General features: G+C 44.2%; 20 protein-coding genes. 3 read left to right on the plus strand and 17 right to left on the minus strand.

All coding sequences use genetic code 11. The features are described 5' to 3' along the window. Nucleotides 1-127 precede the first annotated feature (127 nt). On the plus strand, nucleotides 128-622 hold the full coding sequence (locus tag LCM11_RS08100) for a GNAT family N-acetyltransferase (protein WP_224893740.1): 495 nt from the start codon (nucleotides 128-130) through the stop codon (nucleotides 620-622). A 72-nt stretch (nucleotides 623-694) separates the two neighbouring features. On the opposite strand, the gene LCM11_RS08105 is transcribed toward LCM11_RS08100, so the two are convergent. From LCM11_RS08105 to LCM11_RS08140, 8 genes are all read right to left on the minus strand, one after another. Continuing rightward, a complete protein-coding gene (locus tag LCM11_RS08105) occupies nucleotides 695-958 on the minus strand; it encodes a hypothetical protein (RefSeq protein ID WP_224893741.1) in 264 nt (87 codons plus the stop codon). Nucleotides 959-1,333: 375 nt separating this feature from the next. After that, nucleotides 1,334-6,997 (minus strand): GH32 C-terminal domain-containing protein, encoded by a 5,664-nt coding sequence (locus tag LCM11_RS08110; protein ID WP_224893833.1) that lies wholly within the window; start codon nucleotides 6,995-6,997, stop codon nucleotides 1,334-1,336. Nucleotides 6,998-7,103: 106 nt separating this feature from the next. After that, nucleotides 7,104-7,706: a YesL family protein gene (locus LCM11_RS08115; protein ID WP_224893742.1), complete on the minus strand. Its 603-nt coding sequence runs from the start codon at nucleotides 7,704-7,706 to the stop codon at nucleotides 7,104-7,106. Nucleotides 7,707-7,718: 12 nt separating this feature from the next. Then, a complete protein-coding gene (locus LCM11_RS08120; RefSeq protein WP_224893743.1) occupies nucleotides 7,719-9,194 on the minus strand; it encodes a glycoside hydrolase family 32 protein in 1,476 nt (491 codons plus the stop codon). An 87-nt stretch (nucleotides 9,195-9,281) separates the two neighbouring features. Further along, a complete protein-coding gene (locus tag LCM11_RS08125; protein WP_224893744.1) occupies nucleotides 9,282-10,136 on the minus strand; it encodes a carbohydrate ABC transporter permease in 855 nt (284 codons plus the stop codon). 5 nt (nucleotides 10,137-10,141) lie between these two features. Continuing rightward, a complete protein-coding gene (locus tag LCM11_RS08130) occupies nucleotides 10,142-11,125 on the minus strand; it encodes a carbohydrate ABC transporter permease (protein WP_224893745.1) in 984 nt (327 codons plus the stop codon). A gap of 94 nt (nucleotides 11,126-11,219) precedes the next feature. Next, a complete protein-coding gene (locus LCM11_RS08135) occupies nucleotides 11,220-12,572 on the minus strand; it encodes an ABC transporter substrate-binding protein (protein ID WP_224893746.1) in 1,353 nt (450 codons plus the stop codon). Between the two features lie 105 nt (nucleotides 12,573-12,677). Then, nucleotides 12,678-13,673, minus strand: a complete 996-nt coding sequence (locus tag LCM11_RS08140) for a LacI family DNA-binding transcriptional regulator (protein WP_224893747.1) — start codon at nucleotides 13,671-13,673, stop codon at nucleotides 12,678-12,680. Nucleotides 13,674-14,014: 341 nt separating this feature from the next. Here LCM11_RS08140 and LCM11_RS08145 point away from each other — a divergent pair, with 341 nt between their 5' ends. Next, the gene (locus LCM11_RS08145) at nucleotides 14,015-14,530 is read left to right on the plus strand and encodes a hypothetical protein (protein ID WP_224893748.1); all 516 of its coding nucleotides are present in this window, start codon (nucleotides 14,015-14,017) and stop codon (nucleotides 14,528-14,530) included. A 177-nt stretch (nucleotides 14,531-14,707) separates the two neighbouring features. On the opposite strand, the gene LCM11_RS08150 is transcribed toward LCM11_RS08145, so the two are convergent. The 6 genes from LCM11_RS08150 to LCM11_RS08175 form a co-directional block, all read right to left on the minus strand. Then, the gene (locus tag LCM11_RS08150; RefSeq protein WP_224893749.1) at nucleotides 14,708-15,289 is read right to left on the minus strand and encodes a type 1 glutamine amidotransferase family protein; all 582 of its coding nucleotides are present in this window, start codon (nucleotides 15,287-15,289) and stop codon (nucleotides 14,708-14,710) included. A 466-nt stretch (nucleotides 15,290-15,755) separates the two neighbouring features. Further along, the gene (locus LCM11_RS08155; protein ID WP_224893750.1) at nucleotides 15,756-17,852 is read right to left on the minus strand and encodes an FTR1 family protein; all 2,097 of its coding nucleotides are present in this window, start codon (nucleotides 17,850-17,852) and stop codon (nucleotides 15,756-15,758) included. 303 nt (nucleotides 17,853-18,155) lie between these two features. Then, complete coding sequence (locus LCM11_RS08160; protein ID WP_224893751.1) at nucleotides 18,156-19,436, minus strand: TRAP transporter large permease; 1,281 nt, start codon at nucleotides 19,434-19,436, stop codon at nucleotides 18,156-18,158. Continuing rightward, the gene (locus tag LCM11_RS08165) at nucleotides 19,433-19,927 is read right to left on the minus strand and encodes a TRAP transporter small permease (protein WP_224893752.1); all 495 of its coding nucleotides are present in this window, start codon (nucleotides 19,925-19,927) and stop codon (nucleotides 19,433-19,435) included. The genes LCM11_RS08160 and LCM11_RS08165 overlap by 4 nt, the downstream gene beginning before the upstream one ends. Before the next feature lie 57 nt (nucleotides 19,928-19,984). Continuing rightward, nucleotides 19,985-21,007, minus strand: coding sequence for a DctP family TRAP transporter solute-binding subunit (locus LCM11_RS08170; protein WP_224893753.1), 1,023 nt, complete (start codon nucleotides 21,005-21,007; stop codon nucleotides 19,985-19,987). Nucleotides 21,008-21,018: 11 nt separating this feature from the next. Continuing rightward, nucleotides 21,019-21,672 carry a GntR family transcriptional regulator gene (locus LCM11_RS08175; RefSeq protein WP_224893754.1) on the minus strand — a complete coding sequence of 218 codons (654 nt, stop codon included), beginning with the start codon at nucleotides 21,670-21,672 and terminating at the stop codon, nucleotides 21,019-21,021. 261 nt (nucleotides 21,673-21,933) lie between these two features. Here LCM11_RS08175 and LCM11_RS08180 point away from each other — a divergent pair, with 261 nt between their 5' ends. Then, nucleotides 21,934-22,200, plus strand: coding sequence for a hypothetical protein (locus LCM11_RS08180; RefSeq protein ID WP_224893755.1), 267 nt, complete (start codon nucleotides 21,934-21,936; stop codon nucleotides 22,198-22,200). Nucleotides 22,201-22,373: 173 nt separating this feature from the next. Here the strand turns inward: LCM11_RS08180 and LCM11_RS08185 are convergent, their stop codons facing one another. From LCM11_RS08185 to xylE, 3 genes are all read right to left on the minus strand, one after another. Continuing rightward, nucleotides 22,374-22,826 (minus strand): RDD family protein, encoded by a 453-nt coding sequence (locus LCM11_RS08185; protein ID WP_224893756.1) that lies wholly within the window; start codon nucleotides 22,824-22,826, stop codon nucleotides 22,374-22,376. A 363-nt stretch (nucleotides 22,827-23,189) separates the two neighbouring features. After that, a complete protein-coding gene (gene xylA / locus LCM11_RS08190) occupies nucleotides 23,190-24,518 on the minus strand; it encodes a xylose isomerase (protein ID WP_224893757.1) in 1,329 nt (442 codons plus the stop codon). Between the two features lie 128 nt (nucleotides 24,519-24,646). Continuing rightward, a complete protein-coding gene (xylE, locus tag LCM11_RS08195) occupies nucleotides 24,647-26,065 on the minus strand; it encodes a D-xylose transporter XylE (protein WP_224893758.1) in 1,419 nt (472 codons plus the stop codon). Nucleotides 26,066-26,295 lie beyond the last annotated feature (230 nt).

Consider the following 26,295-nt stretch of genomic DNA (forward strand, 5'->3'; position numbering starts at 1 on the left):
AATAAAGGTTAACGCGTTGAAGAGTAGTCCCCCATTAAAAACTTCTTTCTCATTTACAGTCCAAGTTTTGTTTGAATTTTCCCCAAAGTTTATAATGAATTTAAATCACAAAAATGGAGGGAGAATTATGGGGACCGAAACACTGCATTCATCCATATCGCTAGTTGAGTATAAGGATACATATAAGGATCAATTATCCGATTATTATATTCCCGAAGAACAATTATATTTCACAAGTCTACCATTGGACAAAATTTATAATCCAAGTGTGACGAAGAATTCTACTCATGTTTTAATACTGTATCATAATGAACCAGTAGGATATTTTGCACTGGAGGATGGAGAGAAAGTTAAGCGTTATAGTGATAACCCAAAAGCTAGAGTATTAACATCATTCTCGATTAACTCGAAGTTTCAAGGAAATGGGCTGGCTAAAGAAGGCTTGAGATTACTCCCCTCTTTTGTAAGAGAAGTTCTTCCAAACATTAATGAAGTCGTTCTTGGGGTTAATAAAAGAAATAATGCAGCCATAAACCTGTACTTAAAAACAGGATTTGTTGATCAAAACCACATTTATGAAGGAACTAAAGGCCCTCAACACGTTTTGCATTTAAATATCTAATGAGAAGGGAGCTTTATGCTCTCTTTTTTCATTATGCCTTTAATTTAAGAGAAGACAAATACACCTGCCCACCTAGTATTTAATATTTTCCATTTTATAAAGAGCAAAGACCACTGTAGAAAGACCAACTACAGAAAGTATAATTCCAGTTACTAAAATAATAAGGGTGTTTGTTTTAACTTTAGATTCATAAGTCGATGCAGCGTAATCAGATCCTGCCACCAGGGTATTTGTTAAGCTCGTCCCAAGATCATGGCTAAAGAAGATAAAGATAAGTCCAATAATTCCTAGTAAAGAACCTAACATGAGTAAACCTTTTAAGCTATTATCCCTCATAATCTCTCCCCTTATTGACCGATGAATCTGCAAGCACCCTAAGTTCTTTTGAATAATATATTCCCTTAGACCTACATAACAAACCACATTTGGATTAAATTTCCATTCATAATAAAATTTAAGGTTAAAAAAACCTATATATAGAACAAGAAACTTACCTATCCCTTTCATATAAATTTTTCACCAATAAAGCATATGCTCCTTTTGAACAAATGCCCCCCGTTTTAGAACTGAATACGTGACAGCCTCTTGTCCCGGTTTCTTTAACATTACGCACTGAGTCTCAGCCATATTTACAGGTGATAAAATGCACTTTACAAGATAATGCTTGCTCAAAAAAAGGTTCTGTCCCCGTCTGGAACAGAACCTTTTCCTTTAATTCAAGTATTTCTCAATAACACTGCGAACTTCTTTGCCTGTCGCATGTTTGTTCACTTTCTTCATCACATACCCCTGGACTTTTCCTGCGTCGGAAGGTTGTTGGGCTCCTGTTTCCTCAATCGCATGCTTCACATAAAAGTGAAGCTGGATTGAACTGAGCGTGTAATCTTTTTTCTTCAAGGTCAATTTCTTCTCAAGAAAGTCTATCATTTCGTTCTTGATGAAAGTCAATGTCTCTCCTTTCCCTTCTATACTTTCTTCTGCATCCTGATAAAGTTCAATCTTCTCATCAAGGTCTTTTCCAGTTTGCAGTTCCATCGCCTTCAGCTGCACGAGCAGTTTCTCCTCTTCACTCAAGGCGACGGGGACGTTGACGTCATCTACATTGATATGCCCCCATCCTCCTTCTGCTTTGTCTGTTATGCGAATCAAGAGGTTTTCTCCCACATACTCAGAAGCATCCCATTCGACACGACGGTATGTTTCCTGGTTTCTTCCTGTCGCTTGCTTCAGTACTTTCCCGTCCGAGGTACGGATCAGGGAGACAGATAGTTGATCGATGTTATGGCCACCGCCAATCAAAAAGTCAATCTTACCATTTCCGCCAAGTTCAAAAATCTGTGATTCTAAGATCCCTGTGGCTGCGTCGCCACCGCTTGAATCAAGGAATCCCCAAAGGTGGTGACGCTCAGGGTCTATCTGGTCTTCGGCCTGGTCAAACGGGCCGCCCCAGCCCCAATCGTCCTTCGCTGTGACATGCGCATCCGAGAAGGCATCTCCTTCTACGATGTTCCAGCTCGTTAAGTCACCGGTTTGGAAACTATGGTTTTCAAGCTCGCCATGTGGTGGGACCGTTTCAGTTTCTTTTTCATACACAGGGTCAGTCTCTCCGAAAGCTCCGTTCATTGTCCAGACATCCATGGACACAATCTCTGGGTCGCCTCCCTCACTCCAAAGCTCTATGCCAAGCGAATCATACCTTGTCGGATAGACGCGGGAAGTGATGCTCTTCTGTCCATTGGCATATGCTTCAACCATCGAACGATCCAAATAAAGATGCAGCTGCCAACGGTCGCCGTTCAATTTCAGTTCTCCCCCTTGGACGCCTTTACTCACATCCGGGTCCAAGCTGGATTGATTCCGGTCAATCGCAAACGTTTCCTCCGTGGAATCATAATATACGAGCGTTTCTTCTTCGCCATTTTCACTTTGACGTACTTTAATACCCACTTTATCCGCTTGTTTCGGATCGACGTCTAAGATGATTTCTAGCATGTCGCCTTCCACATCCTGAATCAACTCATTCGCTTCTTTCATTCCTTTGTTTTCAAAGGATACAAGTGACTCCTCTCTTAAAGATTCCAGTTCCTCTATTGGCTGCAATCCGAGATCGTTATTGTCTCTCAAGGAAAGTTCCAGAGGCAGTCCAGCATTGTGCGCCCAGCCTGCATCATAATGTTCTTGCTCGCTTCGTTTGTCTTGGGCAATGCTGAATAAAATCGGCGTTCCGTCTTCATCGACCATGCCGCTTGGCCCAGTGAAATGCTCGCCATAGTCGAACATTTTCGGTTCTTCATGATCTGGAACAAACTCTAAGTTTTCCTTATCCCACGTGCCCACCCAATAGAAGGTGTATTTGACATTATGCGGGCTGTATCCATCGAACCATGGGTTGATAAAGAACGCATATTTTTCTTCTCCGGATTCATCTTTTCCGAGCGGGAGAAAGACGGGTAGTTCCCATACATCACCCGTTTTTGGATAGGCTTCTGAATCTCCGGTAAAGAAAGGTTTCTCGTAGGTCCAGTTTTCCAAATCCTTCGAAGAATATAACAGCGCTGTTCCACCCACTTGATCAATTCCTGATCCCATCAGCTGATACCATGTGTCTCCATCTTTCCAAACGAATGGATCACGGAACTGTCCATACATCACTTCGCCCTCTTCTGCTGGAAGGTTTTCTTCCTGTACCGTTACGGGCTCATCAAGCATGCGCCATTCCTTCAATTCAGGATCGCTTGGGTCCTCACTAACGGCAAGCCCCGTCATTTGATTCGGGAATTTGCTGTCATCCCCTGCCGTGAAGAATAAGACCGGTTCCCCGTTCTCATCGAGCGTCGCACTGCCGGACCATACCCCGTCTGGAGCCACCGTGCCCGCGTCAGGTGCAAGGGCCGTAGGAAGCTCTTCCCAATGCACCATATCCTCACTAACCGCATGTCCCCAATGAATATGGTGCCAATACGGTCCTTGTGGGTTCTTTTGATAGAAAATGTGATATTTCCCCTTATAATAGATCGGTGCGTGCGGTTCGTTCATCCAATGTTCCGGAGGCATGAAATGATATTGTGGTCGATATTGGTCGCCGTCATAACGCGTGCGGTCCCAGTCCATGGATGGTTCAGGGAGCGATTGACCCTCAAAGCTCTCTACCATTGACTGATACTCTTGCTGAATCTCTTCCGCCGTCTTCGCCTCATTTGCTATTTTCACTTCATCCATCAAACCATTAAACATATTCGCCTCAAACACGCCATTAATTACTGCCGCCTGATTGTGTTTCCCAATTAGCAGGTCTTCACTGGACGTTGTTATCCTTCCATTTGGGGTTTCTGTCTGGCCGACGAGCTCTCCATTCAAGTAAAGTTTCATCGATTGGTCATTCCGATCGAAAGTAGCGGCCACATGGGACCACTGATCCTTTTCCAATCTTTGTTCAGGAGTAGTGGAAACCTCTTGCCACTCGCCGTTAATGCCTGCCTGGAAGGAAAGTTTCCCGTGACGGCCCATTCCTAAAATAAACCCTTCCCCTTTTGACTTATCATGCTGGTTAACGATCGCGGATATTTGATTAAGATCTCCCCACTCATACGCTCGTGGAGCTACCCATCCTTCTATCGTAACGGCATTTTCGGGCTGGACAAATTGTTCGTCCGCATGCGTCACCCACGTGGAATACCCATCAAATAACAAAGCATTCCCTACCAAACCAGGCTTCCACAACGGATCAGAGGATGCTTTATACTCCGCGTTATTAAACACGTACTGCACAGGGTCGAACTCTCCACTGACTTCCTCTTTCGTAACTTTTCCTTCTTGTTCATCAAATGACCAATGAGCAAGCGGACCGGTTTGCTTCACTTGGAAGTCGTCTACATTGATATGTCCCCATCCTTCTGTAGAGTTGTCTACAACTTTCAAATACACTTCTTCACCTACATACTTTGAAGCATCCCAAACGACTTTCGAATATTCTTCGGAGTCGTTCCATTCGGTATTGGTTGCCTTCAACAATTCTTTATTATCTTCCGCCCGTACAAGGGCTACATACAAGTCATCAGGGTCGTTTCCACCACCAATTAAATAAGAAATCGTCCCTGTTCCAGATAAAATAAACGAAGAGGAACGCAGGACTCCGGTTTGACCATCGCCACCTTCTTTAGCGCCCCAAAGATGGTAGTTACCTTCATGGTTAAACGGGCCTCCCCAGCCCCAATCCGTATCATTGGTTACCTCAGCCGGACTGAAAGCATCTCCCTCCATGACGGTCCACCCTGTTAAATCACCCGTTTCAAAGCCACCATTCTCAAGATCATCTCTAATCGGCTCTCCTTCTGAATACACCTGAAAATCATCGACGTTAATATGACCGAATCCATCATTATGGTAATCCACGACTTTCAAGTAAAGCGTCTCACCAAGGTAGGCACTGGCATCCCAGGAGACGCGCCGGTATTTCTCGTCATTTGCCCCTGTTGCTTTGAAGAGTTCTTTCCCGTCTGACGCTCGGACAAGAGCTACATACAAGCGCTCCTTATCCTGCCCACCTCCGATCAAGAATTCAACCTGCCCTTTTCCGCTTAATTGAAAAAGATCCGATTGAAGCGTTCCTGTCCGGAAATCGGAATCACTCACATTCTCGGAAAAACCCCAAAGATGGTACTTCCCTTCCTGTTCAAAAGGTTTGCCGTCCCAATACATTTCTGTTTGAGAAACGCCATGGGTGAAGGCACTTCCGCTCGCCGTCCATCCTGTTAAATCGCCGGTTTCGAAGTTCCCATTTTCCAAGGTATTCGGAACGTCTTCAGGTGTCGTCCTTTTCATAGGTTCCACGTTCGCCTTGTTCAAATCCGTAACCTTCAATTGACTAAGATACACCTCTCCTCCAGTACTGAACATTTCCAGCGTGGAAGGCGACTCGTCTCTGAATATCTGGTCGGTCAGAACAGTCGTCCCTTCATTCCCGAACACTTCTACAGACGACCGATCCAGAAGAATTCTCATTTGAACTTTCCCGTCCTCCACTTTCATCGGCGCTTCGTGGACGGCTGCAAACTCAGGTGAGAAGTCACTCTCCCCTGATGAAGTCCGGTCCACTGCGATCTTCTCCTCATCTGTGTGGTAAACAATCGTCGTCGATTGATCGTTTTCGTTCGTCAATGTAAACCCAAAAGAATCCGCAGAGGACTGAGTGATATCAAAAGATGCGGTTATTTCTAGCAAGTCATTAACAGAATCTCCGATCTTTTGACTTCCTTCTTTCACGACTTCATTTTTTCGCTCTACGGTTTCTCCTCTCAGCTGGTCAAATTCAGCTACAGGCTGTTGTTGGAGCTGGTAGGTTCCATCTTCTGTTGTACGAAGATTCAATTCCCGCGGAATGGACATCGCTCCTCGGAAGTCTTCCGTCGGTATGTCCTGCCCATACTGCCAATTATTCATCCAGCCAAGCATAATCGTCCGTTCTTCCTCTTTCGGCAGGTTATTCCACGTTACTCCAGCATACATATCTGCCCCATAATCTAAAGGAAGCGGCTTCATTTCTGTTGTAAAAGATTCACCATTAAAATCTCCCACCACATACTCCATACCAGAACCCCCGGCAGAAGAACCTTCACTTACACTCATCGTGAGCGCCCACTTCTTTTCATTTCCATCTCCATCAACGGACAGTTCTACAAGATCCGGGCACTCCCAAACCCCTTTCGCATCTGCCGGACGTTCGAATGTGTCAGTATGCTGCCAATCTTTCAGGTTATCAGATTGGTAGAATTCGATGCTCTGCCCCGCGGACACGACCATGTTCCATTGACCAGTTCCTTCATGCCAGAATACTTTTGGATCTCTAAAAACGTCCGAATCTTCGGGCATTTCCATGACTGGATTTCCTTCATACTTTGTCCAGGTTCGTCCTTTATCATTGCTGTATGCAAGGCTCTGGGTTTGGTGTCCGGCTTTTTCATGAGTGAAGACAGCGACCATAGGTGCTTGATCACCCGTTTGAAACCCTGCGGTATTCTGTTTATCTACGACTACGCTCCCTGACCAGATATATCCTTTTTCATCCGGATACAACGCGATAGGGAGTTCCTCCCAGTTGATTAAATCCTTACTGACCGCATGGCCCCAGTACATCGGCCCCCATTGATTTCCCGTTGGGTTATGCTGATAAAATAAGTGATATTCCCCGTCATAATAGACCAATCCATTCGGGTCATTCATCCAATTTTCAGCTGGTGAATAATGAAATTGTGACCGGTATGGATCAAGTGAAGTTCCTTGGCTCTCCTCTCCCCCCTGCTCAGCCATTGGATAAGACGGAAACAAAGTCAGAATTAACAGAGCAATCGTCAAAACGGTGGTGGACCGACGGATCACATGTCTCAATTAATCTTCCTCCTTTTAAAATTGTAAGCGCTACCAAAAAAGCGCACTAATTTTTTAATCACATGTAAAAAGAAAACCCGTCTGTTCTTGCATCCAGTCAGACGGGCTTGTGAGCTTCTTGTGGAAAAGGAAATAAAAGAACGGTTAACAGTAGAATGATATTGACGGAATACAACGGCAGGATGCCGGGTATGAATCGAATACACAAGAGAAGCAGAATAAATCCAGCCATAAAAGAAAGCAGTCGCCCAGGGTAAAGCAACAGAAGATGAAGGGCGTTTTTTAAAGCTTCTTTTGCCTTCATTCCATGACTGAGAGGGTTGAACGTTAAGATAGCCGTCATCAGCACCCCTCCCCCGAGAAACATGGTACCGCTGAAGAATAGATAGAACCATATTCCTGTGAACTGAAGACTTGTATAGATGTTGAGCCCTAAAAGAATCAGTACCACACACGTACTTAGGAACACTACATTCGCAGAAAGGAAGGAGCGTTTATAGATGTTCCAATAAAACGCTACCGGAGGAGGACGCCTATCTGCCATCCACTCTCTCAATAAGGCTACACAGGCGGCAGAAGCAGGAAAGATACCGAAAACCCCGCCACCCATTAGTGTAAAAGCGATCCACAATACATTTAAAATCGCAAGCCGCATCAACCAGTCACTGACAAGATAGATGAGGTTTCCCGTACCTTTCATCTTCATCCTCCTTTACGCGTTTGGATTCCAGATCGATCTCGTTTCGAAAATCGTCGATTCATGTACTTCTACCGTCCCGCGGACAGCTTCCATCTTTAACTTTGCTTCATGATTCGCTGCCGGTAAGTATAAATTCGTCATGCTTATTTCTCCATCCCCAAGAAAGAGTTCGACCGAGGAACGGTCACAGACGATCTTGAGATGGAAGGACGAAACATCACGATTCAAAGGCGCCTGAGAAGTGCAGACATATTCCTTTGAGAAATCAAACTCCGCCCTGTCCCTTTGAACGGATATCACCTTTTCTTCACGATCAATTTTAACCCTTAGACCTGCGTCCTGCTTTCCAAATAACCGAGCTTCAAACTCCCCTCCTTTTTCAACTTCTACATTTAATTCCCATATGAAAGGAGAAGAGGGCTGGGATAGCTCGATAGACTGCTGTTCTTTAAGGAAGCAACGCTTATGCTCGCTTCGTTTTTCTATCAATCTTGTAAGCTCTGAGATAGGCTTTTGGATCAGGCGTTCCTGACCTTCCACCATAGTTAACGTCAATTCCCTTGGGAGCGTCATTGCACTTCTCCATGGATCGGTTGGCACATCATTGGCGTATTGCCAATTGCTCATCCAGGCAAGAATCACCCTTCTCCCCGGAACATCAGAAAAGGACTGGGACGCATAAAAATCTTTCCCGTAGTCAAGCCAGCGCACCGTTTCCTTCGGCTGATGAGGAACAAAATGCTTGCCGTCAAAGGCCCCGATAAAATACTGTGTGCCAGATCCACCTGAAGGAGCGCCTGCATCAATCCCTATCGGCATCACCCATTTCTTTTCTCCGGATGTTTCATTCGTGAGAGGGAACAGATCAGGGCATTCCCAAACACCTTCTTGTGCGCCCCACCCTTCTCCGAATTCACTAGCATAGATCCACTGCTTCAAATCAGGCGAAGTGTAGAATTGAACTTTTCTCCCTGCAGCAAGCACCATTACCCACTTCTCTGTATCTTCATGCCAGAAAACTTTCGGATCACGGAAGTCCTTGATGCCAGGGTTTTGAATAACCGGATTTTTGTCATATTTCACCCATGTCCGTCCACGGTCTCTACTGTAGGCGATGCTCTGCCTTTGTAAATCTCCATCTGCGTGGGTAAAGACAGCAACAAGGCCTGGCTTTCCATCGAAAAAACCACTTGTATCCTTGTGGTCTACCACAGCACTCCCTGAAAAAATCATGCCAAGATCATCTGGAAAGAGGGCTACAGGAAGATGTTCCCACACGATTAGATCCTTACTGACTGCATGGCCCCAATGCATCGGACCCCACTGTTTACTATCTGGATGATATTGATAAAAGAGATGATATTCCCCTTCAAAGTACACCAGTCCATTGGGATCATTCATCCACATTTTTTCGGGGGTAAAATGGATGTGAGGACGATACCTCTCCTGATAATACCCATCCGTCATCAACATCTGGTTTTGAATCATAGATTATGGCACTCCTTCCAACAATATTGAAGCTCTCCTATCAGGCGAAGTTTCTCTTTTATCGCGTGACATTTAAGTGAAAATCAATTAGTTTTTTGAACCTGTGTGTGTTAACCCTTGTACGTAATATCTTTGCAGGAAAGCAAAAATCAACAGCATGGGCACAGTGGCAATCGTTAAAGCAGCCATCACTTGCCCCCACTTGATTGGTGGTTCGTTCATGAAATACTGCAGTCCAATCTGGATGGTACGCATACTCTCATCCGAAGCTACAACAAGCGGCCATAGGAAGTCATTCCAGTGGTTAATAAATAGCACAATCGCTACAGTAGCGAACACTGGTTTAGACAGCGGGACAATGATCCGGAAGAAGATTCCGATTTGAGAACACCCATCAATCTTGGCTGCTTCCTCCAATTCCTTAGGAAAGTCGAGAAAAAACTGGCGGAATAGAAAGATAGCAAACGCATTGGCGATAAACGGTACAATCAAACCCGTGTACGTATTCACCCACCCAAGGTCATACACCAGAACGTAGAGAGGTAAAAAGATACTTTCCGGCGGGATGATCAGGGTAGCGATAATGACGCCAAGCCAGAAACCAGCCAGTGGAAAGCGAAACCGTGCCAGGGCATAACCAGCCATTGAATTGACAATAAGCCCAAAGACAATGATGCCGGTTGTATAAATCAAGCTGTTTAAAATGTACTTCATAAGGTCTACACGTTGAAAAGCCGCGATATAATTGTGGAAGTATCCCCCTTCTACTTCACTGGGAGCCGGGGGCAGAAAGGCTTTCAGTGATTTCATATCCCTGAAAATCTGAAACTCATCTTTCAACGATGAAACAAGCATCCATACCAAGGGAAAGAGAAAGATAAATGTGAGTAAAATCAAAGATACATATAAGACGACTCTCTGAATCTTTTTCTTTCTTTTCATAGCTTTTACCCCCTCTCCTCACGAATGAGCACACGCTGAATAATGGTTATGGTAAGGACAATCAGTGTAAATACGACGGCCATGGCTGAGGCATAACCCACATCTCGATAGTTGAATCCTGTTTCATAGATGTGATAGACCAGAGACTTGGTAGACCCAAGCGGTCCTCCCTGTGTCATGATCATCGGCTGCACAAGTAGTTTAAAGGCAGCAATACTGATCGTAATAAAAATGAACAAGGCAATGTTTTTTAAACCTGGCAGCGTCACATGTAAAAACTTCTGCCAATTGCTTGCTCCGTCAATATCTGCCGCTTCATATAAATGGTTCGGAATGTTTTGAAGGCCTGCCAGGAAGATCATCATCTGGAAACCGGCTCCTTGCCAGACAGACATGACAATGATGGAATTCATGGCCTGATCAGGGCTTGTAAGAAATGGTTGTGGAGAAATCCCTATAAGTCCGAGCAGCTGGTTGATTAAACCTTCGTTTGGATTGTACATAAACGTCCAGAGAATCGAGACTACAACCAAAGACATGACGACAGGCGAGAAAAAGGCCGTTCGAAAAAATACGCGGAACTTTAATTTCTTATTAATGAGCAAGGCAAGTCCTAACGCGACCGCCAGCTGAACAGGAACGACGATGACAGAAAAGTAAACGGTATTCCAAAAGGCCTGGCGGAATTGAGCATCCTGCCATATATAAGTAAAATTCTCGAAGCCGATAAATGAAATATCATCCGGTTTTAAGATATAGAAATCTGTAAAGCTATAATAGAAAGCAGCTCCCATCGGATACAAAAGGAATACACCCAGAAGAATTAAGGCAGGGGCTAGAAAGAAGTAACCTGTCATCGCTTCTTGAAATGCCTGTGACCTTCTTCTTTTCTTCCTCTTTGGCGGCACCTTTTTGATCGGTGGTTCAGATGGATCCTTATAATGAACATGATCGGGCAGTTGTTTCGCAGAAGAACTATTCCCTTTCATATTTATTCACCCTCTCTTTCAAAGCCGTGTACGGCCAGTCTATAAAAATCAGAGGGAGCCTGCAGCAACTCACAGGCCCCGACCAACCCTCGTACTACTCTTCAAAGCGTTTCAATTCACGCTCGACACGCTGGACCTGCTGTTCCACCACACTCTCTACATCTTCTCCTAGAGCAGCGGCGTGGAAGGATTGAGCAAACGCATCGGTCAATACTGGATAAGCAGGTGTAGCCGGACGGGCATGGGCCGTTTCAAGGACTTGTTCCTTCATAACGCTCCATGGAAGCTCATTGAATTTCTCCATGTTGTCGAAGGCAGACTTCTGAGCTGGAGGCATACCTGTCGCTTTCGAGATTTTGACGGTAGCTTCTTCATTCGTCATCCACTTCATAAGCTCGACAGCTGCTTCAGGATTTTCTGTATTATTTGTGACAGCATAAGCCATGCTTCCGGATGGAGACACTTTTTCATCTTTGAAAGGGTACGGCATCATCCCCCAGTTCAAGCCTGCGTCTTCAGCTGAAACGGCAATCCATGGACCGCCTAAAGCAAGAGCTGCATTTCCTTCTTCAAACTGCATTTCACCAGGACTGTCTGTCACAACACCTTCAGCAAATAGTTCTTTCACATAGTTTAAAGCTTCAATGGTTTCAGGACTATTTAAATAGCCATCCACTTTTGTACCGTCCTCGGAAATCAACGCGCCTCCATTAGACCAGGCAAGCGGTGCTCCCATAAACGTCAGCCATTCACCAACACCGTAGTTCATAAACAAGTTCAGTCCATAACGGTCTTCGTTCGTCAGCTTCTTAGAGTTCTCCATCAATTCATCCCACGTCCAGGCTTCTTCGATAGAATCAGCCGGCTCAATCCCTGCTTCATCCAACAAGTCTTTGTTGTAATAAAGCATGACGGATGCTTCCATTGCTCCTAAGGAATATAATTTGTCGTTGTATGTGCCCTGTTGGATAATCGAATCTACATATTGGCTTTTCGTTTCTTCGTCAACATAATCATCAATCGGCTGAATCACTCCAGCTTCAGCAAAGCTCGAGACATAAGGGCCATCGACTGCCATCACATCCGGCAGGTTACCTGCTACAAGAGCAGCATTGATACTGTCACTGTAAGCACTTGCTCCGTCATCTATGATGACTTCTGCGTTCACATGAATGTCATCGTGCTCTTTGTTGAATGCATCAATCAATTCAATGTACGCGTTTGTCTCGTCTTCACCCGTTTGATGAATCCAGAAATCAAGCATGACATCTTCATCCCCTGTAGCTTCCACACTTGTTTCAACGGCCCCGGTCTCCACCGTGTCACTTGTTGCATTCTCCCCTGAACTGCCACTATCTTCTTCTGAATTAGCTGAACTGTCACTCGAACAAGCCGCAAGCATCAACATTACAAGAATTCCCGCCACCAAATACGATAGTTTTTTCATCCTCCGTACCTCCCATTTCATAATTGAACGCAAACAGCTACCCACTCACTCCATATAAACGTTTACGTAATCGTTTACTTTATGGTGAAAAAGAGAAGGCTCTCTTTAAAAAGAACCTCTCTGTACCAACTCTGAATCGAGCATGACTTCTGTGTATTTCTCTTCAGACCCATTTATTCTCTTAAGCAGCTGCTCAACGGCTACTTTCCCAATCTCAAACGCCGGCTGCCTGACGACAGATAAAGGAGGTGAAGTGATCTTCATCCAATCATAATCGTCATATCCTATGATGCCGATTTCCTCAGGAATCTTAACCTGACGTTCCTTAAGGTAAAAAACAGCTCCCATCGTCATAACATTATTTGCCACAAACAAAGCAGATACTTCTGCTTCATGAAGCTCTCTCGCTAATTGATAGCCTTGTTCAAATGTGGCAGGCCCTTCTTTAATAAACTCTTTCCTTACAGGAACCCCTTTTTCTTCCAGGGCTTGTTTATACCCTTTTAAGCGTTCATCACTAGTCGTAATTCCAAGGGTCCCTGTAATAAAGCCAATCCGATCGTATCCTTTGTTAAGGAGAGCCGTGACAGCTTCATAGGACCCTCGTAGGTTATCAGCTACAACGATATCCCCTTCGATACCACTCGGATGACGGTCAATATAAACAACGGGGTAGTCACCTTTTAATTCCTTCTTATAGGCTGAGTCTTTTCCGTTTACAGGCGCCATGACCAATCCGTCAATCAATTGCGTATTAAAAACACGAATTTGATCTTTCTCGGTTACTTCATCTTCATTGGAATTACTAAGTATTAAGTTATACCCGTTATCCTTCAACACCCTTTCAATTCCATTCGCAATGCTCATGAAAAAGAAATTGGATGTATCTTCTGCAACTAGCGGAACCAATAGTCCAATCGTATTCGATTTACGGCTTCGGAGACTCCTTGCGATTCGGTTTGGCTGGTAATTCAGATCCTCCATCGCGAGGTACACTTTCTGCTTGGTCTCCTCTGCTACAAATCTTGTCTCATTGATCACATGAGATACGGTTGCTGTAGAAACTTGGGCTTTTTTTGCAACATCTTTAATGGAAACCATGGTTAATCCTCATTTCTAAAACTCACTTAATCGTTTACGTAATCGATTACCTTAAATAAATCATACTCTTTGTAAACGCTTTCGTCAATGTAATTTTTAAAATATCCTGCTGCTTTTCGTCTTATCCAACAGAAATAATAACGGAAGACTTCACTTCGATTTTGTCTTGAACATCCTTCTTCTTAGTATATCAGAGTCACAGAGACCTCCAGGAATACGGCTTTCTATCCCGTTGTAAATCATCGGTCCTACTTCAATCTTTAGTGCAAATAGCCTCGTTTGAATTAGCATATTCTGGGAACACTTTCCTTGAATGCGAGTCTAATGAAGGAGGCGTTTCTATGAAAAAGTATTACCTGTTTAGCATCATCATTGCCCTCAGCTTTATTTTAGGAGCTTGCGGATCGTCTGACAGTGAAGACAGCTCTCAAAATAACTCTGATTCTGAGGAGCAGACAAGTGAACAGGACAGTGAAGCCACTAGTGGCAATGCGGATAGTTCTGAAGGGTCTTCCGAGGAAAATGGGAGCAGTGATGAAGAAATGGATAGCGATCTGTCATCTGGCATTGACACGGTCATTGGATCTGTTGAAGATTTGGATTCCAGCTTAAAAGACTCCGCTGAGGTAAACACATTAAATGAAAAAGGGAAAACCCTGGAAGAAGATTGGGACAGTATCGAAAAGAAAGTCGAGGAACAGTTCCCGGATCAATATGAGAAAATAGAGAAAAGCCTTTACCCCCTTATTAATGAAGCTAAAAAAGATGAACCTGATGTAGAAAAATTGAAAGAATTAGTGAAACCTACTATAGACAGCCTGGATGAATTGAAGCAGAGTGTTAGTTCTGAGGGCTAAATAATATCCGATGGATGCGAATCTCCAATAAAGACTGCCGCTTAAGGCAGTCTTTATTATGCTTCGATTCCATTACCTGGCTTTAGACTACTGCAAAGGTGTTAATAACTTCTTTCATATAAACGCTTTCGACATAAAGGACTTCTAACCCACGATTACTATATTTAGAGGTCCAAACTAACTTTTAATAAAGCCGTCTTTGAATAATGCATACCATTCTCTTAGTTCTTCACCTTCTAAAATATTTAACTTGCTTAGAATATCTCTTGAAAATTCTACAGCTCCACTTCCATTAGCTGTTATTAGACATCTATCACTAACAGACTGTGCATGTATATATTTCTTTTCACCTTCATAATCAGGTGCTTCTTCTTTGAGGTATGGCAAGGAATTACCCGTATGTTTATGTTTATTAAGAAATCCATGCTTCCCCAAAAAAGTGGTGGCGTCACAAATCGCTGCAACCGGAATGTCCTTTTCAAAACTGAACTCAAGAAGCTGCTTTATCTGTTGATTTTTTTCTTCTTTCCATCCAGTTCCCCCGGGAATAATCAGCATCTCAAATGTCGCCTCAAAAGAGAAGTCTTGTAAGCTATAATCCGGTAAAACAGTTAATCCTCCCATTGAAGTCTTGGGCTGGCTATCAATCGCAATGGTTTTAACTTGATAACCTGTTCCTGGTTTATTGATCTCTGCAGTCACATAACTTGCTTCCCAATCCGCAAAACCATCTGTAATAAAAACCAAAACATTTTTCAACCGTAGATCCTCCCTGCTCTCCTTGATTACTGATTAAGCAAAACCCTTACTTCCAATGAATTCAATTGATTTTCGAGCTATCTTTAAGTAAATTCTATACTACCGACCAGCGTATGTATATGTACATTTAGTCATAGTCTTGCTATAAAGGAAATTCCATTAGAAGAGAAGTTTCATCTACAATCACACTCTTTTTATTAATTCCGAATTTATTCCTATCAGTGACTTATCACCCTGCTTTTTGGAATTAAAGAAAATTAAACATCCATTAACACGACTTCTTGCAAATTCATAATTATATAGTTTTTTAAAAGGTAATCGACCATGTTAGTTTAAAAGCGACTGCTCTATTGAACAATCGCCCCCATTTACGTTTACACCGATAGGAGGGACTCTCCTGAATACAACTTCAAATAGAAAAGGGTGCCCTCGCACATTATGCGGGCACCCTCTAATCGTATACTTATTATTGAGCTATTTCTCTAGCAGACGCTGGCTCCGAAGCAGCATCATTCTTTTTCTTCGTACGAACCGTCTGCAGGACAATCAGTGCAAGCAGAACAGCTTGAGCAATCGTTGTTTCCCAGGTCGGATACATCCCTAAGAAATTAGCTTCCGGCAAACCAGCTGCAGTGTGCGCTGGAAGTTTATCTACGACTTGCAGGGCATGCAGACTTTCACCTGTGAATTTGAACGCCAGGTAGTAGATGAGCACGGTAATGCTAAGAAACAGCGCGCGCACGGGTACTTTCACACTAAAGTACATAATGGCTACCCCTAAGACCACAAGGATAAGGGATGCGACTCCAAGTCCTGTGAAGAAGCTTACCATGGAAATATCCGAAATGATTCCCATGTAGAAAATGATTGTCTCCGCTCCTTCACGAACAACGGTGATGAAGGCTACACCAGCCAAAGACCATAAACTTCCTTTGGCAATCGCCGATCCTACGGAATCACGGATGAACGAGTTCCAACTTTCAATATTGGATTTCTTATGCAGCCAGGCTCCTACCGTGAACATGAGGACAACGGCGATCAGCCCCGTAATCCCTTCCATGAACTCCCGGTTCTCGGCAGAAACCGCTGCCGACACAATGGTGGTGAGGATGAAGGCCAGACCGATACTAGCTGCGACACCAGCTCCAGCACCGCCCCAAACCCACTTTCTCTTATTCTCATTTCCACTTGATTTCAAGAAGGCCAATAGGGCAGACAGAACGAGAATGATTTCCAAACCTTCCCGCAATAAGATGATGGCTGCATCCCACATCGTATAGCTGGACTCTTCCGCAACAGAAGTCAGCTGATTTTGCATATCGGTCACAACTTCCTGTGCCTGTTCTGTTTTCGGAGGGTTGGAGGATAATAAACCAAGCGCTTCTGTCATCTGATTTTCAATCGATTCATACACCGCTACTGATCTTGTATTTACTTCACCTTCGATACTTGGCCATACCGATATGAATTCTTCCATCTCTGCAGCAGCTGATTCCGCTTCACCGGAATCGATCGCTGTCTGAACTTCACCGAGGATCGAAACTAAAGAAGAGATTCCTTTTTGTTCGGAACCGGCAGCCGCTTCCGACTCTTCTCCTTTTGCATAAGCCTGAATGGATGCAATCAATTTCTCCAGATTTTCTTCGGCTTTCTCAGCGTCGGATCCTGCATCGAGGGAAGCCTGAGCCAAGCCCATATTGGTTTCGATCGCTTCATACGCTTCTCCGTCCGCGTCACGAACTGAATCCTCTACGCCTTCCCAGCCTTCATGGAATTCCTCATACTCTTCCTTCGCCGATTCCCATTCGCCTGACTCAACGGACTCTTTTGCTCCTTCCAATTCATGGGCGTATCCTAGAAGGGCTTTAGCTCCAGGCGCCTGGGCGGAAGGAGCAGGTTCCTCTTCTGCTTTGGCATACCCCTCAATCGCTTCGATCAGGTTCTCCAGGTTCTTTTCCGCTTTCTCAACATCGGATCCTGCATCGAGAGAAGCCTGGGCTAACCCCATATTGGTTTCAATCGCTTCATACGCTTCTGCGTCCGTGTCACGAACTGAATCCTCTACGCCTTCCCAGCCTTCATGGAATTCCTCATACTCTTCCTTCGCCGATTCCCATTCGCCGGACTCAACGGATTCTTTCGCTTCTTCTAACTCATGGGCGTATCCTAGAAGTGCTTTAGCTCCAGGGGCATTTTGGGAATCGTCACTTTCCTCTGTCCCATAAGACTTCAGCGTTCCTTCCAAAGATTCCAATGCCTCGCTTAACTTCTCAGCATTCCCGCTTTGCGCCTGCGCTTCCGCTTTGGCCATCGCAGACTCAATCTTCTCATAAGCTTCTGGAGAAGACTCTTCGATTTGTTCTTCTACCTCTTCCCACTGCTCATGGAGTTCAGATAATTCTTGTTGTGCTTCGCTCGTTTTACCGGCCTCTGCATACGAGATTGCTTCTTCTACCGGAACAAGCAAACCTTGAACAGGCTGACTGGCCGTCGCACCAGTCACGTTAGGTGTAAGTATAAATAGTAGTAATACCAGGATGAAACTTGACAGACAGCGCTTCATATTCCCAACCCTTCCACTTTATAAATAATTGATAACCGTTTTCATTGATAACGATTATCATTATAAGTGAAGGGCTTTAGCTTGTCAAAGTGAAAATGGACACCTTCTTTTACTAGATCAAAAGTCTTATAAATACTTTTATGAAGAGAATTAAAATGAAATAGAGGAACGTTGCAGCCTATCCTTTCTAGTAAAATCCGATCCAAACCTTTATTAAACATACAAAACGGTTACGATAGGCTTATCTATCCACCTAAAAAAAGAAAAGGCCTTGCGAACAACGCAAGACCCCTCCTTTTCCTATTAATACATTTTCGTAAGCCACATCGACAATGCAGGCACATACGTAATGATCAGTAACGCCAGAATCATGGCCGCTAAAAACGGCAGCACACCGACGACAATCTTCTCGAATTTCACTTTTCCGACCGTTGAGGCGACGAACAGGTTGACCCCCACCGGCGGCGTGACAAAGCCAATCGCCAGGTTCGCAACTAAAATGACGCCGAAATGAACAGGATCGACACCGAACTCGGTCACAATCGGCAGCAGCACGGGCGTCAGGATAACGACGGCTGAGATCGTATCAATAAACATTCCGACAAAAAGAAGCAATAAATTAATCACAATCAGTATGATAATTGTATTCGTTGTCAGTCCGGTCAGATAATCGGATATTTGATCCGGGATTTGCACCATGGTCATAAAATGGGCGAAGGACACGGACAGCGCGATAATAATCATCGTGGTGGAATTGATGATGATCGTCTGCATGAACGAGTCATAGATCGTCTTCCAGGAGAGCTCCCTGTAGACAAACCCGCCGATAATCAAGGCGTACACGACCGATACGACGGCCGCTTCCGTCGGCGAGAACACCCCGCCATAAATCCCGCCTAGAATGATCACCGGAATAAACAGCGCCCACTTCGCATCATTCAACGCGCGCAGCACTTCTTTTCCAGAGGCTTTGGAGTTATCTTCCGGACGGTAGTTATTTTTAGCTGATATGATAAACGCGGTTACCATTAACAAAGCGCCAATCAATAGACCGGGAAGAATGCCGGCGATAAACATGTCCCCAACCGACACGTTCGCCGTTACACCGTAGATCACAAACGGAATACTCGGCGGGATGATAACCCCGATCGAACCCGCTGTCGCCGGTACACTGGCCGCAAACCCAGGCTTATAATTTTTCGCGATCATGGCGGGAATCATGAAGCCGCCAATCGCAGCAACGGTCGCCGGTCCGGATCCGGAGATCGCCGCGAAAAACATACATGCCACGATCGTCACCATCGATAAGCCTCCGGTCATCCAGCCGACCATCGAGGTTGCGAGCGTCAGAAGGCGTTTGGAAACGCCGCCTTTCCCCATCAGGATGCCGGCAAGCATGAAGAAGGGGATGGCTAATAGAGGGAATGAATCCAGTGAAGTAAACGCTTTTTGTACGACGAGATCAAGCGGAAGCGTGGTTCCGAAGTAAATCGCGGTTAAAGCTGAGACACCGAGAGAAATCGCAATCGGCACTCCAATCAATAGACAGACAAACAGGGTTCCAAATAAGAGGAGAATACTCATGTAGCGATCCCCTCACTTTTCGGCTTATCATAATTCCCTTTCCAGATCTGAATGAGCTGAATCGCTAAGCGGATCGTCATGCCAATCGACCCGATCGGTACGGCGGCCATCGGAATCCACATCGGAATCTGCATCGCCGGTGATTGCTGACCATAACCAAAGGTATCAAGGACGAGATTCGTTCCATATACCGCTAAAAATAAGACCAATAGGAACCATAGAATCACGCTTGCGGACTCCAGAATTTTTCTTACGACTCCGTGAAACAGGTTCACAAACGCATCGACCCGGATGTGCTCCCTCATTTTCACGGCGTAGCTTGCGCCGATCCACACCTGGAAGATGTGCAGGTAACGGGCGATTTCCTCCGTCCAGCTGGGAGCGGACTGAAAAATGTACCGTCCTACCACCTGACCGAAAATAAGGACGACCATCAGGGCAAGCGTACCCACCAGTATTCCTTTTTCTATATTTCCAAAAATCTTCGACATGTCGGTCCCACCCTGTTATGTAGTAAAGGAAGGCCGGAGCCTTCCCTCAAGTTATGCTTATTCAATTTCATTTTGAACTTTTTCGATAAGTTCCTTACCGATATCATCTTCGAATTCGTCATAAACCGACTGAACTTCTTCCTTGAAGGATTGGATCAGCTCTTCAGAAGGCTCGTTGACTTCCATACCTTCTGCTTTCAACTCTTCCAGGAACTCACTATCCTGCTTCTGAGCCAGTTCACGCTGCTCGGTCCGGTATTCTTCGGACGCTTCCACGACTAACTCCTGCAGGTCTTCCGGAAGCCCCTTGTAAAAGTCATTGTTCATCAAGAGAGCCGTCGGTGCATACACATGACCCGTCATCGTCAGATAGTCCTGCACTTCATAGAACTTATTCGTATAGAAAAGAGAAACCGGTGCTTCCATCGCGTCATACGTTCCCTGCTGCAGGGCTGTGTATAGCTCGCCAAATGCGAAAGGAGAAGCATTCATGCCGAGTGCGTTAAAGGTTGCCGTATGAACCGCGCTTTCCAATGTACGCATTTTCAGACCCTGGATATCCTCAAGCGACTCAACCGGACCTTTGTTATTGGACAGGTGACGGAATCCATTTTCCGCAAAAACGAGTCCCTTGATGTTTTGTTCGGATAAATCATCCAGCAGTCCCTGACCGATTTCACCATCCAGTACTTTGTACGCCTGCTCATAGTTTTCAAACAAGAACGGCAGGTCAAATACCATGAAATCTTCATTAAAGGAAGAAATCGAGGCAACAGCCGGAATCGTCATTTGAATATTGCCCTGCTGGACCGCTTCAATCGCTTCGCGGTCAGAAGGATAGAGTTCCCCGTTCGGGTGAAGTTCGACCTTCAGCTGGCCATCCGACTCTTCCTCGAGTTTCTTCTTAAACGATTCGGCTGCAATGTGAGACGACTGATCCTCTGAGACTAAGTGAGCAAGACTGATCGTGTACGTTTCTCCGCTCCCGTCCTCAGAACCGCTGTCACCTCCTGAGCTTGGACGTCCGCATGCGGCTAGTGTGAGTAGAGCTGCAAATAATATAAGAAAAACTTTCTTCATATGTACTCCTCCTAAGACTGATATTGAGTGATGCGTGTACTGACTTTCTCCATATGTAGATCGATCGCAGCGGAGGCCCGCTCGACATCTTGATCCTCTACCGCTTCCAGAATCGCTTCGTGTTCCTCGCAGGCTGCTTCTGCACTTTGAGACAGCGTGTTCGATAGGATGATAAAAGCGCGGTAATCCCCGGAATTCATTTGCAGGATCAGATCCCGTAACTTCTTATTCTCATTGTCCTCGGTCAGGAGCAAATGAAAATTCCGATCCAGTTCAACAAACGTTTCATAGTCTTCCTCTGTAATCGCTTTCTTCTGGTTCCATACATTCTCCCGCAGTTGTTCCATGGTAGCTTGAGATCGAATAGGGGTAATCGTGCGGAGGTTGTGCGTTTCAAGCAGCGTGCGGACTTCCATCAGATGCAGGGCTCCCTCCATCGTAAAGGTCGCCACCCTGGCCGGTTTCCCCTTCTGGAGGACGACCAGCCCATCCGCAGCGAGGCGGCGCAGTGCTTCACGCAGCGGCGTTCGACTCACACCGATCTGCTTCGATATTTTCTCTTCGGGCAATACTTCATTGGCACTGAATTCTCCAGAAACAATCGACTGACGCAGCAAGTCATACGTCTGGTCGGAAATGGACATCATCTTATTGACCCTTCTCATGAATCACTCCACCTATGTTTTTTCTGTATACAGTATACTGAAAATTGTATAAGAGTTTCATAACTTTGTAAACTGAATTTTAGAAAAATTACAAAAAGGAACACAAAAAAAGAAGCTTCCCCAACGAAATTCCTGCCACTATAAGAAAGTGCTGGAATCTTCATTTAGAACCTTCAATTTGTCCAATTTAATGTTATAATTTTCTGACTATTTGGATACACTATTTATACAAGAATCTATTAATAAAAGGAGCTGCTTCCTATGCAGATTGAAGCGAAATGTAAACGGAGTATCTTCAGCCAAAAGCCTATCCGCCTGAACGAAGCGAAAAATGAAGAAGCCTTACAGAAACTATTGGACGAACCTCACCACTGTTACTTTACAGAAGGTAAATATTACACGTTCACGGTACACCCTCAGGTGTGGGAAAGCACGAATAATTTCTCAGAGAATCAAATGTTTAATGTCGTCCGTGACTTTGACCGGGTCGCCGACCACTTTGAATTACAAACGCTGTCTAAACTATAATCGAGCGATAAATTATCGCTCGGTTTTTTGTTTGCTAGACTAGGATACTCTATAAAAAAAGCCCCCATTCTATCATTCTCCTTTTCAGACATCTACAACTCTAGTGGTTCTAATGAAAAACAAAGCTGCCCATAGAGAGGCAGCTTTGCAAGCGGGTTAACCCGGTGATTATACTAAAAGGAACCGTTCTTAAGATCAGATTTGTACTGTAACCCTTCCGCTTCTCCAGGGTCTGCTTCCGTCACATATGTGCCGGCAATGAAATCGTGAATCGCGCGGTTGTCCCTGCGCAAACCGACCATAAAGGCACTGACAATATAACCAATGCCAAGCGTCAGGGCATAAACAATGCCTGAAACAAACACACGCATAATCATCGTGCCAATCCCTACGTTTCTTCCATCTTTCTTCACGACACGGATGCCCATCAATCGCTTGCCTACCACATAGCCATACCAGAAGACAGGCACAATCATCATGTAAAGGGACTGGATAAGGTTAGGGACAAAACTGTCCATGTCCACTTGAAATAAGAAAATCGAAATAAGACCGATCGGTAAGAATACGATAAGTCCGTCTAATAAGGAAGCTCCAAATCTTTTTGAAAATCCAACTGTTTGATCCATAGTTTTCCCCTCTCTCTGATGCTGTCTCTCATTCTACTTGGGATAATATTCCTATGCAAGGCTTAGGAATAAACCTTACACCTGTCTTTTAATCGTCATAAAAGAGTGGTTCATCCAATTGATATGTCCACCAAAAGATTCAGTTGCTTCATTATCTCTATATTCTAATGATAATCTTCCAGCTTTAACCATTCCATTCCCCTTTTCACCTATAAGAAAAACACTTCCTATAAAGTAATAACTACTTCGGAAGTGTTTTTCAGTCTACGTTTATGAGGAGACTCTAAATGGTGAGAAGTTTATTTAGATCTTTCATTTGTGTATAAATATTTGGTAAATCTTAAATCCCATCAATCACATTAGTTATTTCTCTTCAGCATACATCGTTAACAAGTACTGATTGATTTTAGCTTTTAGTTTTTCAAGACCTCCAGATTGATTCTGAGTTCGCTCAAGACCTAACGCATGCTTTTCAAGTTGGTGGAAGTCGGTTTTACCTTCAACAATATCCTTCCCTATGCCTTCACGAAAACTGCTGTATCTTTCCTCCACATGTTTTTCAAGGACACCGTCATCCATTAATTTATGAGCCACTTTTAACCCGACGGCAAAGCTGTCCATCCCTGCGATGTGTGCATGGAATAAATCTTCCGGTGCAAAAGATCCACGCCGTACTTTTGCATCAAAGTTCAATCCGCCGCTTCCTAGTCCGCCATTTTTGATAATTTCATACATAGCTAGTGTTGTAGAGTAGAGATCTGTAGGAAACTCATCGGTATCCCAGCCTAACAATGGATGCCCCTGGTTGGCATCTACAGACCCTAACATATTATTGATTCTCGCATAATGAAGCTCATGTTCAAACGTGTGTCCAGCTAACGTTGCATGGTTTGCTTCAACGTTGAATTTGAAATGATCGGCCAAATCATACTTTTGTAAAAATGCATAGCCTGAAGCCACGTCAAAATCATACTGATGCGTGGTAGGTTCTTTCGGCTTCGGTTCAATGAGGAATTGAGCGTCAAAACCAATTTCTTTTGCGTAATCTACTCCCATGCGGAAGAATCGACCTAGATTATCAAGCTCAAGCTTCATATCTGTATTCAAAAGCGTTTCATAACCTTCACGGCCACCCCAGAATACATAGTTCTCGGAACCTAATTCCTTTCCGACTTCCAGACCTTTTTTCACTTTCGCTGCCGCATAGGCGAAGACATCCGCATGATTCGAAGAGGCTGCCCCGTGGACAAACCGAGGGTGAGTAAAGTTATTCACCGTATTCCAAAGGAGCTTCGTCTTACTGTCTTTCATATAATCTTTAATCATGGCGACGATTGTATCCAGGTTCTGATTTGACTCTCTTAAATTGCTCCCCTCTGGAGCTATGTCTACATCATGGAAACAGAAGTAAGGCACATTTAGTTTTTCAAAGAATTCGAAGGCTGCTTCCACTCTAGCTTTCGCTAAATCCATGCCATCATATTTATCCCAGGAGCGTATGGCCGTACCTGTACCGAATGGATCTGACAAATCTTCGGTGAATGTGTGCCAGTAAGCCACTCCGAACCGAAGGTATTCTTCCATTGTCCGTCCGCCTACTTTTTCTTCAGGGTTATAGAATTTGAAAGCGTATGGATTGGTTGATTGAGGGCCTTCATATTTTATGTTGTCTATATTATGGAAATAAGTCATTAAGATAACCTCCTGATAGAGTCATAAGTTTTTATAGGAAAAATCGTACATCTATTTTTAAAAACACTAGTCCTGTTCCATTAAGTCATGCCACTTCCCGGCACATAGTTGGTCAGCTTTATGATGAACTATTTGGAATGGGCCCTTGGCTGTTCCTCTTCTTGCTCACCTTTGTTTCTACGCAAACGCATCTCCAGCTGTTCCAACGATTTGCCCTTCGTTTCCGGAACAAATTTCCAGACAAACAAACCGGACAAGATACTCATCACACCATAAAAAGTGTATGTAAAGCCTCCGCTGAACTCCATCATCATAGGGTAAGTTGACGAAATGAAATAGTTTGCAGCCCACTGAGCAGCAACAGCAATGGCAACCGCTTGTCCGCGGATCTTATTTGGGAATATCTCTGAAATCAATACCCACACAATGGGACCCCACGACATCATAAAGGATGCTGTGTAAATAATGATAAATACAAGAGTAGCCATTCCAATCGCATTCCCATAAGCAAGTCCAGCAACGCCAAACATCCCGATGGTCATGCCAAGTGATCCGATCATCAATAGTGGTTTTCGTCCGAATTTATCAACCGTCATAATGGCAATGATCGTAAAGAGTACATTCACAAGTCCCATAATGATGGTCTGGAACATCGAAGCATCCCGTGCTGCACCCATACTTTCAAAAATTCTAGGAGCATAATACAATGCGACATTAATCCCGACAAATTGTTGGAATACGGAAAGTAAAATCCCTACCACAACGATTGGCACACCGAATGAAAACAGTTTCCCTTTTTTCGTATCAAACGAGTTGTTAATTTCATACAATGTCGCTTTTGCCATCGTTTTATCATAGATTTTATTCAAAATAGCAAATGCTTCATCATTTTTGTTTTGAGAAGCCAGGTAACGAGGCGTCTCAGGCACCGTAAATAATAGAAGGAGGAATAAGAGCGCTGGTATGGCTTCGGAGGCGAACATCATACGCCATCCGATCTCATTAACCCACTCTGTTGTCTGTCCTCTTGCAATCCCCCAGTTCACGAAATAAACGACTAGCATACCGAAAATAATAGCGAATTGATTCAATGATACTAACCTTCCGCGGATATGCGATGGCGCAATCTCCCCAATGTACATAGGAGAAACTGCAGAAGCCAGACCGACACCGATTCCCCCGATAATTCTATACACATTAAAGAGTAATAGAAGGCCATATGTTGGTTCTCCCACCGTAAAGAAAAGAGCCTCCGGATAGGCAGAACCCAGTGCAGAAAATAAGAAAAGAGCAGCAGCTAATATCAATGTGCGCTTACGACCGAAACGAGTAGCAAAATAACCGGATAGCAATCCCCCGATAATACATCCTATCAAAGCACTGGAAACGGTTAAGCCATGAGCTAGCGAACTTAAGTTTAAATTATTCGCAAAATAAGTCTGCAAGGAACCTTCAGCCCCAGATATGACCGCTGTATCATACCCGAATAATAACCCACCTAGTGTGGCAACTAACGTGATTAAAACAATATACAATTTCTTATTCATACCTTACAGAGTAGAACCAAACGACTACTCCTTCCTCCCATCTTTTAGAAATCGCTTTCAAAAGATATTGTATCAACGGTTACTTTGTTTGTCTAGTGAACAAACAAAGTATTTTCCAGTTTTTACTTCATTGTTAATCAATTAAGTGAGGCTGTTTACCTGGTATTTGGAGTATAAGAAGAATTGAATTGTACATTCCAACCTCAAAGTAACTCACTCATTATACGGAG

This window comes from Halobacillus halophilus, assembly GCF_020171985.1.
GTDB lineage: Bacteria > Bacillota > Bacilli > Bacillales > Halobacillaceae > Halobacillus > Halobacillus halophilus_A.